At 72.9% G+C, this 11,194-nt stretch carries 12 protein-coding genes and 1 tRNA gene; 7 read left to right on the top strand and 6 right to left on the bottom strand.

The window, feature by feature from the left end:
* The first annotated feature begins 360 nt into the window (after nucleotides 1–360).
* Entirely contained in the window at nucleotides 361–1,302 is a 942-nt protein-coding gene (locus UWG_RS0111780) for a carbon-nitrogen hydrolase family protein (RefSeq protein WP_016907414.1), read from the top strand.
* Between the two features lie 173 nt (nucleotides 1,303–1,475).
* Here UWG_RS0111780 and UWG_RS0111775 read toward each other — a convergent pair whose 3' ends face one another.
* Nucleotides 1,476–2,033, bottom strand: a complete 558-nt coding sequence (locus tag UWG_RS0111775) for a dihydrofolate reductase family protein (RefSeq protein WP_016907413.1) — start codon at nucleotides 2,031–2,033, stop codon at nucleotides 1,476–1,478.
* Between the two features lie 505 nt (nucleotides 2,034–2,538).
* The gene (locus UWG_RS34240) at nucleotides 2,539–2,985 is read right to left on the bottom strand and encodes a nitroreductase/quinone reductase family protein (RefSeq protein WP_420235625.1); all 447 of its coding nucleotides are present in this window, start codon (nucleotides 2,983–2,985) and stop codon (nucleotides 2,539–2,541) included.
* Nucleotides 2,986–3,039: 54 nt separating this feature from the next.
* On the opposite strand from UWG_RS34240, the gene UWG_RS0111770 reads away from it, so the two are divergent.
* Nucleotides 3,040–3,459 carry a CBS domain-containing protein gene (locus UWG_RS0111770; RefSeq protein WP_016907412.1) on the top strand — a complete coding sequence of 140 codons (420 nt, stop codon included), beginning with the start codon at nucleotides 3,040–3,042 and terminating at the stop codon, nucleotides 3,457–3,459.
* 94 nt (nucleotides 3,460–3,553) lie between these two features.
* Nucleotides 3,554–3,970, top strand: coding sequence for a DUF2267 domain-containing protein (locus UWG_RS0111765; protein WP_016907411.1), 417 nt, complete (start codon nucleotides 3,554–3,556; stop codon nucleotides 3,968–3,970).
* A gap of 88 nt (nucleotides 3,971–4,058) precedes the next feature.
* Here the strand turns inward: UWG_RS0111765 and UWG_RS0111760 are convergent, their stop codons facing one another.
* Nucleotides 4,059–5,546 carry an MFS transporter gene (locus UWG_RS0111760; protein ID WP_016907410.1) on the bottom strand — a complete coding sequence of 496 codons (1,488 nt, stop codon included), beginning with the start codon at nucleotides 5,544–5,546 and terminating at the stop codon, nucleotides 4,059–4,061.
* 201 nt (nucleotides 5,547–5,747) lie between these two features.
* Nucleotides 5,748–6,578: an SAM-dependent methyltransferase gene (locus UWG_RS0111755; RefSeq protein ID WP_016907409.1), complete on the bottom strand. Its 831-nt coding sequence runs from the start codon at nucleotides 6,576–6,578 to the stop codon at nucleotides 5,748–5,750.
* Between the two features lie 282 nt (nucleotides 6,579–6,860).
* Here UWG_RS0111755 and eno point away from each other — a divergent pair, with 282 nt between their 5' ends.
* Both eno and UWG_RS33955 read left to right on the top strand, forming a co-directional pair.
* Nucleotides 6,861–8,123, top strand: coding sequence for a phosphopyruvate hydratase (gene eno / locus UWG_RS0111750; RefSeq protein ID WP_016907408.1), 1,263 nt, complete (start codon nucleotides 6,861–6,863; stop codon nucleotides 8,121–8,123).
* Nucleotides 8,124–8,358: 235 nt separating this feature from the next.
* Nucleotides 8,359–8,646: an asparagine synthase-related protein gene (locus UWG_RS33955; protein WP_157838551.1), complete on the top strand. Its 288-nt coding sequence runs from the start codon at nucleotides 8,359–8,361 to the stop codon at nucleotides 8,644–8,646.
* An 83-nt stretch (nucleotides 8,647–8,729) separates the two neighbouring features.
* Here UWG_RS33955 and UWG_RS0111740 read toward each other — a convergent pair whose 3' ends face one another.
* Nucleotides 8,730–9,641 (bottom strand): helix-turn-helix transcriptional regulator, encoded by a 912-nt coding sequence (locus UWG_RS0111740; RefSeq protein WP_016907406.1) that lies wholly within the window; start codon nucleotides 9,639–9,641, stop codon nucleotides 8,730–8,732.
* A 161-nt stretch (nucleotides 9,642–9,802) separates the two neighbouring features.
* Here UWG_RS0111740 and UWG_RS29865 point away from each other — a divergent pair, with 161 nt between their 5' ends.
* Entirely contained in the window at nucleotides 9,803–10,186 is a 384-nt protein-coding gene (locus UWG_RS29865; protein WP_016907405.1) for a Rossmann-fold NAD(P)-binding domain-containing protein, read from the top strand.
* Between the two features lie 281 nt (nucleotides 10,187–10,467).
* Here the strand turns inward: UWG_RS29865 and UWG_RS0111730 are convergent.
* Nucleotides 10,468–10,539 (bottom strand) — tRNA-Arg (locus UWG_RS0111730).
* A gap of 197 nt (nucleotides 10,540–10,736) precedes the next feature.
* On the opposite strand from UWG_RS0111730, the gene UWG_RS0111725 reads away from it, so the two are divergent.
* On the top strand, nucleotides 10,737–11,194 hold a 458-nt coding region (locus UWG_RS0111725; RefSeq protein WP_016907404.1), incomplete at its 3' end, for a response regulator.

Here is an 11,194-nt window from a genome sequence, read left to right as displayed (position 1 = left end):
GGGACCACCCCCGCCCGCGCGGGGAGCACCCACGGACCTCGTTGGCATAGGAGTCGATCCGGGGACCACCCCCGCCCGCGCGGGGAGCACCCTCCGCGAGCTGCGGTGTTGTCAGGCGAAGAGGCTGGTTCCGACCACTTTCGTGGAATCGGGCCAATGGAAGAAAACGAACACAACGCCCCTAAGATACCAAGTAACCACTGACGCAAGGTAGTTCACCAAGACAATACGAGTCCGGCACCACGCAGCCACGACCCCCGCCACCCCGCGCATCGACACAGGCCGCACACATCCCCCACCGTGGGCACCCCACGACACCACCCGTCAGCCTCCCCGCCCCCGACGCAAGAAAGTACAGGCATGACGAAAACCGCCATAGCCCAACTCGGCTCCATAGCCTTCGACCCCGACGCAACCGCCCGCAAAGCCGCCGCCGCGCTCGCCGAGGCCGCGGTGGCCGGTGCGCGGCTCGTCGTCTTCCCTGAGGCGTTCCTCGGCACCTACCCGAAGGGCCTCTCCTTCGGCAGCCCCGTCGGCAGGCGTACGGAGGAGGGCAGGGACGAGTTCCTGCGGTCGTACCGGGCGGCGGTGGAGCTGGACGGTCCGGAGCTTGCGGTGGTGGCCGCGGCCGCGAGGGAGCACGGGGTGTTCGTCGTGATCGGTGTCGTGGAGCGGGTGGGGCGGACGTTGTACTGCACCGCCGTCATGATCGACGAGAACGGGGAGCGCGTCGGTCATCACCGCAAGCTGATGCCCACGGGGGCGGAGCGGCTCATCTGGGGCTTCGGCGACGGCTCGACGCTCCCCGTGGTCGACTCCCCTGCGGGCGCGCTCGGTGCCGTCATCTGCTGGGAGAACTACATGCCGCTGCTGCGGGCCGCCATGTACGCGAAGGGCGTCGAGATCTACTGCGCGCCCACGGCCGACGACCGGGAGACCTGGCTGCCCACCGTCCGCCACATCGCTCTGGAGGGACGCTGCTTCGTCCTCACCGCCTGCCAAGTGATGCGCCGCCGCGACTACCCGGACGACTACGCACCGCTCTTCGGCACGGACCCCGACGACCTGCTGATGCGCGGCGGCAGCGCCGTCGTCTCGCCGCGCGGCGACCTCCTCGCCGGCCCCGTCCACGACGAGGAGTGCCTCCTCTACGCGGAGGTCGACACGGACGAGATCATCCGCCAGAGCCTCGACTTCGACGCGTCGGGCCACTACGCACGCCCCGACGTCCTCTCGCTCAGCCTGGACACCGAGGCCAAACGGGCACTCGTGGAGGGGAGTTCGGAGCCCCGGGACGGTTGACGGCGGGCAACGGGCTCGCTCGTCAGGGGGCGTCCGCCCGCTCCGGGGAGTCGCAGGCGCGGAGCTGCGGATCGAGGAGGTCGGCCGGGTGCGCCCTGTGCCCGGCGCAGTGGTAGGCACTGTCGATCCGCCGCGCAGCAACTGGCCGCCCGCGCCTTCCCGTTGCTGCTCCGCTACCCCACCCGGTACCGGAGCAGCACGACCCCGCAGGCGAAGGCCGACGTCTCCGCGAGGCGCAGGTGGCGTGGCGCGGCCCCGTCCGGGAAGAGCCGCCGCCCCGCGCCGAGCACCACGGGGTGGACGAAGAGGCGGTACTCGTCGACGACGCCGGCCGCGGCGAGTGCATGGACGAGGGAGATGCTGCCGGTGGCGACGATGTCCCGCCCCGGTTCCGCCTTCAGCCCGCGGATCTCGGCCTCCAGCGTTCCCCTGAGCACCGTGGTGTGCTGCCACTCGGGGCGGGTGAGCGTGCCGGAGAAGACGTACTTCTGCACCCGGCCGAGATACTCCGCGACGTACGAGCCGTCCTCGGCCCGGCGGGGCCAGTGGCTCCGCATCTCCTCGAAGGTGACCCGTCCCGTGAGGAAGGCGTCGGCCATCTCGGCCTGCCGCTGCAACGCCGCCGCCATGTCCGAGCGGTCGCCGTCCGTGTTCGCCGGTGCGAACCAGTCGCCTGCCGCTTCGATCACGCCGTCGAGCGTGATGTTCTCGGTGACGATCAGATCCCTCATGGCAGTCCTTACGGCAGACGGGTCCCTGCCGCGCCAAACTAGCCGTACGGCGGGGCGGTCGGGCACAGCCGCGGCCGCGGCGCGTCCTGCGGGCGTTGCCGACCTCGGGCAGCGGAAGGATGTCGCCATGGCGTCCACTCGGCGGCCGCGCGGTCGTGTCCGAGAAGGGGAGGCGGTCCCTTCCTCCGCGTCGGCGAGGTCGAGGTCGCTCTCGGGCGGCACCGGAGGCTCGGCTGAGAGGTGTCGGCACGGACCCGCCGGCAGCGGCGCACCTCGCCCTGCGCAAGCGGGGGTCGGTCGCGGGTCCTCGGCCGCCCTGCCGTACGCACGCGGACGGGTTCGGGACCGCCCGGGCCGCCGCGCGCCCCGTCCCGAGTCCGTCCGCCGGGCAGACGCTGTTCGCGCACGAGCGCCACGAGCGGAACGGTGCGTTCGGCCATCGCCTGGTAGCCGGCGTGTCCCGGAGGCCAACTCCGCGACTCTCGCGAAGAGTTCGTTCCGCTCGTCATCCGGGACGACCTAGGTGGTCGCGGTGCACTGCTCGGTGCCGGTCTCCACGGCCGGCTGGGCTGTTCCTGGTGTTGTGATATCGGGCGGAGCGGGTGTCCATCCCCGCCTTCGACGTGGCGACGAGCCGTCTGCCGCCGAGGCCGAAGTGCATCAGGGGAGCGATCCCGGCCTGCCCGGTGCGCGCGCCGGTCGTCGTCAGCAGGGCGATCGGTGCTCGCTCCAGTCTTCTGCCAGCAGGTCGAAAACCCCTTCCTGCCCAGGGCGCTCCGTCCGCGAAGACGGCGTCTCGTGCCCAACTCCCGCGTTCCGACTGGCATCCCCCGCGCCGACGCCGTTCGCCCCTCGACCCGCACTTCCCCCGTAGCGGTAGACCCCGTCCACCGATGCTGATCAACCCCGCAAGCCCCCGTGTTTCGTCCGCGCCGGACGGGAGACCCGGCACACCGACCGGCCGCCCGATGCCGTCGGTCCCGCGAGCAGACCTCGGAGGTATGCGATGCCCCGGACGGTACGGGAGATCATGACGGAAGCACCGGTGCAGGTCAGCACCACCGCGTACGTGAGCGACGTCGCCGCACGGATGCGGGACGAGGACATCGGTGCGGTGCTGGTGACCGAGGCCGGCGAACCGCGGGGGCTGGTGACCGACCGCGACCTGACCGTGCGCATCCTCGCCCGCGGCGGCGACGTCACGGGCATACGGGTGCGCGAGGCGTGCAGCAGCGAACTGGTCTCGGTCGCTCCGGAGGAGCCGGTCGGCGGCGCGGTGGAGCTGATGCGGGGGAAGGCCCTGCGCCGGCTGCCGGTTCTCGACGACGGGCGCGTGGTCGGCGTCGTCACGCTGGGCGACCTCTCCGTCGAGCAGGAACCGTCCTCGGCCCTGGGCGACATCAGCGCGAGTACGCCCAACACCTGACCAGGCCACGGAAGTCGCAGCACGGACCTGCGGCGCACGGCCGCCGGGCACACCCCGTCCGAGCGCCGCAGGCCCCCGAAGCACGGAGGCACCCATGCAGCACGACGCGTTCATCGGCCAGGTGCAGGCCCGCGCCGGCCTCGGCAGCCGCGGGGAGGCCGAGGCGGTCACGCGGGCCACCCTGGAGACGCTCGCCGAGCGCATCCAGGCCACACAGGCGGAGAACCTCGCCGACCAACTCCCGCACGAGATAGGCGAGCACCTCCGCCGCGTCGCCTACGCGCAGGACGAACCCGTCACGGGCGCGCGTATGGACCGCCACGAGTTCTTCGACCGCGTGGCGCAGCGCAGCGGCCTCGACCCGCCCAAGGCGATCCACGCCGCGCGCTGCGTCGTCGAGGTCGTCGACGAGGCCGTCTCGGGCGACGTCCTCGGCAAGATCCGCCAGTCCCTCGACGAGGAACTCGCCACCGTCCTCTACGCGGGCAGCTCCGGCACGGCCCCCCGCTGACCCACCAGCGGCGCACGGCGACCGCACGTGCGCGGACGGCAAGCCCCGAACGCGCCCCGCGCACCGTGCAGGCGGGAGAGCCCCGCGCTCATCCCTTCCGCAGCCGCGCCCCGAGCCGCGGCGAGTGGTAGGCCGTGGACTCCCCGGCGATCCAGGCCGACAGGTCGGGCCGACGGAGCCGGGCGCCGCCGAGGAGGTAGACGCCGACGATGAGCGCACCCCCGAGCACCGTGAGCACGAGGGACGCCCCGACGGCGAGGCGGAACCCGCCCGCGAGGCCCTCGGCGTCGGCGATGCGGAGGAGGACCGGCCCGACGAGGAACGCGGCCTCGGAGCGCAGGAGTTCGACGAGGGCGAAGGTCGGGCCGATCTGCGTCGAGGGCACCGAGAGGCCCGCCATGAAGAGCCCGGGCGCCACCCCGGCGCCCGCCCCGTAGCCGAGGAGGAGCGCGGCGACGGGCACGACGACCGCCGCGTCGGACGGCGTGGCGGTGAGCAGCACCGCACCCGCCGCCGCCACACCGGCCAGCCCCGACAGTGCGAGCAACGGCACCCCCGCGGTGGGAAGCAACCGCCGGAAGAGCAGAGCGGCGACTACCACCCCCGGTAGCTGCGGCGCCAGCAACAATCCCACCTGCAAAGGCGAGGCGCGGGCGACGTCCACGAGGTAGCCCTCCGTGAGTTCGACGAGCGCCGTGAAGACCGCCCCCACGGTCATGGCCCCCAGCATCCCGGCGACGGGCAGCGTGTTGCTGATCGGCCGCACCGGCATCAGCGGACGCGGAGCGTGGTACTGCCCCGCCACGAGCGCGGCACCCAGCAACAGGCCGAAGGCGACGGGCACGAGGAAGAGCAGATCGGTGAACGAGCCCCTCGTCAGCCAGGAGACGCCGAAGAACGGCAGCAGGGTGGCGCCGAGCGCCAGCGGAATGGCGAGCCAGTCGAACGCCGCGCCCTGTGCGGGGGGTTGGTTCGGCTCGAAGGCGAGGGCACCGATCGTGACACCGACGAGGGCGAGCACGGCGAGCGCGGCGAAGAGGAGGCGCCATCCGCCGAAGGCGCCCACGAGCCCCCCGACGAGGGGACCGCACGTCGCCATCCCGAAGAGGCCGAGGCTGATCACCGCCGCGGTCGTCGGCAGCCGCCGCGTACCGTGCCCGGTGACCAGTGGCGGCAGCGCAGCGACCAGCAACATCCCCGTGACGAGCCCCTGGAGGACCATGCCGGCGACGAAGACGGCGGCCCCCTGGGCGCACAGCACCAGCACGCAGCCCGCGACGAACCCGCACTCGCAGACCAAGTAGACGTGCCGACGCGGCACCCGCTGGACGATGTCGGCCGCGGCGACGGCGCCGAACGCGTAGGCGGCGTTGGAGAGCCCGGTGGCCAGTTGGAGGCCGAACCGCGTGGCGTGCAGCTCGCGGAGGAGCAGCGGCTCCATCAGCGTGGTGGCCGTCGTGAGCACGAGATACGGGCAGAGCGCCAGCAGCGAGAGCGCGACGGCGGCCGGATACCGCCCGGCCAGCGGCGTACGGCCGAGGAGGGTGCGCGGGCGTGGACGGGTGCGGGGCCGCAAGGGGCGCCTCCCTGGCCGGGCGGGCGGTGGTGCCCGGGCGGGCGGCCGGCACCCGTGCGCGGACGGCCGGTCGTACGCAGGCGCCCCCGGCCGCTCCGGGCGGCCGGGACAGCGTAAGGCCGGGCGCCGCCGCTCCGGCGCCACTGACACACCCTGCCTGCGCGCGCAGCCGGCTCCGCGCGGCGTCCCGCGGTCGGCGCGCTACGGCTTGCGGCCGACACCCGCCCAGACGCCGACCTCGTCCGGGCTGATCATTCCCGGCAGGCGTTGCAGCCCCTCGGCGAGGTCGAGGTCCGGACGCCACTCGGAGGTCGGCACGAGGCCGGGAGCGACGAGCTCCAGCCCCTCGAAGAAGGCGCCCATCTCCTCGCGGGTGACCCTCCCCAGCATCAGCCCCTTCTCCTCGTACGCGCGGGCCGCTGCGGCGACCGTCTGCGTGCTGTCCGGCAGGTCGAAGTCGGTGGTGGCGTGCGAGAGGACGAGGAGGCTTCCGGTGGCGAGGCGCTCGACGAGGCGTGCGACCAGTCCGTGCGGGTCGTCGCCGCGCGGGATGAAGTGCAGCAGCGCGACGAGGGAGAGTGCCACCGGCTGGTCGAAGTCGAGGGTCTCGGCGGCCCGTTCGAGGATCGTCTCCGGTGCGCGCACGTCGGCGTCGATGTAGGAGATCGCGGCCGGGGGGCCGGCCGTCAGGAGGGCGCGGTCGTAGGCGAGGACGATCGGGTCGTTGTCGGTGTAGACGACTCTGGCGTCCGGTTGGGACCGGTGGGCGACCTGGTAGAGGTTGGGCTCGGTGGGGATGCCGGTACCGATGTCGAGGAACTGCCGGATACCCAGCTCCTCGGCGGCGTACCGCGTCGCCCGGTGCATGAACCCGCGGTTCTCCCGCGCCGCGACGAGGGCGCCCGGATAGACCTTCAGGACCCCGGCCGCCGCCTCCCTGTCGGCCCGGTAGTTCGTCTTCCCGCCCAGGTAGTAGTCGTACATCCGCGCCGAGTGCGCGCGGTCCTGACCCAACTCCGTGTGTGCGTCCACCGTCCCCCTCTTCCGTCAACTCGCCTCAGAAGATCACTGGTTGGGCGCCGAGCACAATCCTCCGGGGACGACCCGTGCCCGAACCGCCGCCGGTGCCGCGGGTTTCCGTCCGGCGGACCGAGGGCTCGGTGCTGCGGCAGACGAGACGCACGGTCCCTCGCCCGCGCGAGGCCCGACCGGCACACAGCCGCCGTGCACCCCTCCGCCGGGATCGAGCGGGCGCCCCGATGTGCCGAAACACAGCGGTGGACGGACAGGCCGACTCCACGGAAGGACACCGCCATGTTGCGTATCGCCCGTACGACAGCGTTCGAGATCCTCGACTCCAGGTCGCGACCGACTCTGCTGGTGGGTCTCACGACCACGGACGGCATCCGGGTACGGGCCGGCGTGCCGGCGGGGGCGTCGACGGGCAGCCGCGAGGCCGTCGAGGTGCGGGACGGCGACCCGGAGCGGTTCGGCGGACAGGGCGTGCGGACCGCGGCGGGCCACGTCGAGGGGGAGATCAGCGAGACCCTCGCGGGACGGATGTTCTCCTCCTTCCGCGAGGTCGACCAGGCGCTTTGCGAACTCGACGGCACGGGGGACAAGTCCCGGCTGGGCGCCAACGCGGTGGTGGGCGTCTCGCTCGCGGCGGCGAGGGCCGACGCGCGGTCGCGCGGCATGCCGCTCTGGGAGCGTCTCGCCGAGGTCGCCGAGGCCGAACCCCGGCTGCCGGTACCGCACTTCAACGTCGTCAACGGCGGTGCGCACGCCCAGGGTGCCCTGGACTTCCAGGAGTTCATGGTCGCGCCGCGCGGCGCCGGGTCACTGCCCGAGGCGGTGCGAGCCGGCTCGGAGATCCACGGACACCTCAAGTCCCTGCTCTCGTCCGAGGGCTACACCACCGGACTCGGTGACGAGGGCGGGTTCGCACCGGCCCTGGGGCAGCCGGAGGACGCGCTTGACCTGCTCGTCGCCGCGATCGCGGCCGCCGGGCACACCCCCGACCGGCAGGAGGTCGCGCTGGCTCTCGACCCGGCAGCGAGCGAACTCCGGCACGACGGCGGATACCGCGTCGGCGGCGCGCAGTTGGACTCGGACGCGCTGATCGAACGGTACGTCGACCTCGTCGGCAGGTACCCCGTGTGGTCGCTGGAGGACGGGCTCGCGGAGGACGACACGGACGGCTGGAAGCGGCTCACCGAGCGCCTCGGCGGCACCGTCCAGCTCGTCGGCGACGACAACTTCGTCACCAGCCCGACGCTGATCGCGGAGGCGATCGACCAGGGCGTCGCCAACGCCGCGCTGATCAAGGTCAACCAGATCGGCACGGTGAGCGAGGCCCTGGACGCCGTACGGCTCTGCCGCGACGCCGGCTACGGCTGCATGGTCTCCCACCGCTCGGGCGAGACCACCGACGACTTCCTCGCCGACCTCGCCGTCGGCACCGGTTGCGGCCAGTTCAAGTCCGGCGCCCCGGCCCGCGGCGAGCGCCTCGCGAAGTACAACCGCCTCCTGGAGATCTCCCGCACGGCCCCCGACCTCCCCTACGGACCGGGATGAACCGTCGGTCACGCCCCGGCCGTCTGCCGGACGACCTCGCGTACGGCAACGGCGGTGCGCCCCGCGCCCGTTCACGGCGCACGGGAGAAGCGGCACGCGGCCGCGGCGAGCGCGGTGAGGCCGAGGACGGCGAGGAGGAAGAGCTCCGGGGCCGGCGGCGGTATGGCGAGACCGAGGACGACCTCGAACGTCTTCCCTCGCCGACGGCTCCGGCCAGCACCAGTCCCTCCTCGTTCTGCGCTCGACGGCGTCGGACTGCCGGCGGTTGGCGTCCCTCTTCGCCGAGGAGGGCCTCCATCTCGACCTTCCCTGCCTCGACGACCGCGTGGTCGAGGCCGTCCTGTCGGTCCGCGTCCACGAGCGGGGCACTCCGTGGCGGAACAAGGCGCTGCTCTCCGAGGCGATGCGCGGCACCCTCCTCGCGTCCGTGCGCCACCGCGCGGAGCTCCACCCGCGAGGGCACTACCGTCCGCTGCTGAGGATCGCCCCCATGACCAACGGGCACTCCGACACCGGGGGATGAGACGCCGCACGGGTCGAGGAGCGCGGTGCCGCCGAGAGGCGGGGCGCGCCGCCGGTTGCCGTGTCGCCGTGCCCGGGATCGCGTCAGTCGCGCGTCCCGTGGGCCTGCGCCGTGACGTCGCCTGTGGTGTCCCACCGGGTCAGCAGGCGCAGGGAGGTCTGTGACGGGCTGCCCGGTTCGGTGCCGTAGACGAAGAGGATCTGGTCGGGGTCGTCTCCGGGAGTGAGTGCCTGGTAGGTGACGGTGAGGTCGCCGACGAGCGGGTGGTGGTAGTCCTTGGTTCCCGTCGAGCGCCGGTGGACCTTGTTGTCCGACCAGAAGCGGCGGAACTCTTCGCTGCGTATGGACAGTTCACCGACGAGGGTGTTCAGGGCGGGGTCGTTCGGGTGGCGGCCGGCGTCGAGGCGGAGCATGGCAGCGGTGTCCGCGGCGACGCGTGCCCAGTCCCGGTAGAGCTCGCGGGCGTGCGGGTCGAGGAAGACGAAGCGGGCCTGGTTCCGCTCGGCGGCGGGGAGTGCGCGGAAGTCGGTGATCAGCCGTCCGGCGAGCCGGTTGTGGGCGAGCACGTCGAGGCGTCGTCCGAGGACGAAGCCGGGGCGGCAGGTCTCCTCGAGGGCGTCCAGCAGGTCCCAGGTCGCCGGGTGGACGCGCTGGGGGCGGGGGCGGCGCCGCCGGGTGGGCCGGGGCCGGGCGAGGGTGTGCAGGTGGTTGCGCTCGGCGTCGTCGAGGTGCAGTGCGGTGGCGAGCGCGTCGAGGACCTCGGTCGAGGCGCTGCGGCTGCGGCCCTGCTCGAGGCGCGTGTAGTAGTCCACGCTCACCCCGGCCAGCCGGGCGAGTTCCTCGCGGCGCAACCCCGAGACCCGGCGTCGGCGCAGCAGCCCGGGATCGTCGAGTCCGGCTTCCTGCGGGGTGAGGCGCGAGCGGGCGGAGCGGAGGAACTCCGCCATCGGTGCGCTGGTGGGGTGCTCACGGTCCATCACCCAAGACTCGCGCATCCGCGGAGGGTTCGGCAGCGGGAAGGTGGCCCATTCCGTCCCCCGACGACGGGGGCACTTCTGCGGCCTCTCCCGCCCGCCCGGAGCTGGTTCAGTGGAAACCGCCCCACCACCGAAACAGCGACCGGAGCCTTCCCCTGCAGACGACAGAGAGGCAACGCATGTCCACGTGGTTCATCACGGGCGCATCCCGCGGGCCGCCGTTCGGCATCCGGAGCATGGTCGTGGAGCCCGGCGTCTTCCGCACCGACTTCCTCGGCACCAGTTCCCTGTCGACCGTTGCCCGCCGCCTCCCCGCCTACGACGGCACACCGGCCCACGCCACCCTCGACTGGAGCGACACCGCCAACCACACCCAACTCGGCGACCCGGTCAAGGGCGCCGCCCTGATCCACGAGGTCACGACGGGCGACGACCTCCCCGGCCGTCTGCCCCTGGGCCGCGACGCGATCGAACGCCGCCAGGCCACCCTCCGCACCCTCCGGGACGACCTCGCGACGTGGCAGAACAGGTCCGCCGCCACCGCCTGCGACGACGCCGCCTGAACCCGGCCCGTTCCGGGGAGCGCTGCGGGCGGGCGGTGCGCCCGACTCGCCTCGCCTCTTCGTCGCGATGACGGCGACCGGGGCCCTCGACGGCCGCCGGGGCATCGCCAACCGGGCTTCGACGGCCCGCAATGCGTGTGACCGAGTTCACAACTCCCTGTCGTGATGCCCTCGTTGGGGCACACCACGGGCACCTGCGTGCACGGACCCGCGCACGACGACAGGCCCTCCGACTCGGCTTGCACCTGAGCAGAGGGCCTGTTGGGCGCCTGGGTTGCGAGTACCCCCGGCAGGATTCGAACCTGCGCACACGGCTCCGGAGGCCGTTGCTCTATCCCCTGAGCTACGGGGGCGCTGCCGCCGCTCTCGGCGACGACGGGAAGAACACTACCAGCACACCGGGGGTGCGAGTGAACGGGGACCGGCGGCCGGAGAAGGGGCGGGAGAGGTGTGAAGGCGGTGCGGGGGAGGCGGGGGGATGGCGGGGTGGGGGAGCGGGAAACGGGGAAAACCCGGACGCAGCCGGTGTCGTCGGCCTAGTCTTTGCGGTGTGCCACGTACGTCCGGCCGGGTCCTCGTCGTCGACGACAGCAGCGTCATCCGGCAGTTGATCAGGGTCAACCTTGAGCTGGAGGGCTTCGAGGTGGTGACCGCCGCCAACGGCGCCGAGTGCCTGGACGTGGTGCACGACGTCCGCCCCGACGTCGTCACCCTCGATGCGGTGATGCCGGAACTCGACGGGTTGACCACGGCCGAGCGCCTGCGCTCCGATCCGCGCACCCGCCACCTACCGGTCGCGGTGATCAGCGGGTGCACCGAGCTCCGCGGCGACGCGCAGCGCGCGGCCACGGTGTCGCCCGAGGCGGGGGTCGACGCGTTCCTGGAAAAGCCCTTCGAGCCGGCCGAGTTGGTGCGGCTGGTGCACGAGCTGATCCACAGCGTGGAGGGCGAGCCCCCGCGGTCGCCGACGACCTCGGGCGAGGGCGCGTTCGCCTGCACCGACTCTCC

It is taken from the genome of Streptomyces xiaopingdaonensis (assembly GCF_000262345.1).
Lineage (GTDB): Bacteria > Actinomycetota > Actinomycetes > Streptomycetales > Streptomycetaceae > Streptomyces > Streptomyces xiaopingdaonensis.
This window is presented reverse-complemented; position numbering and strand designations above follow the sequence as displayed.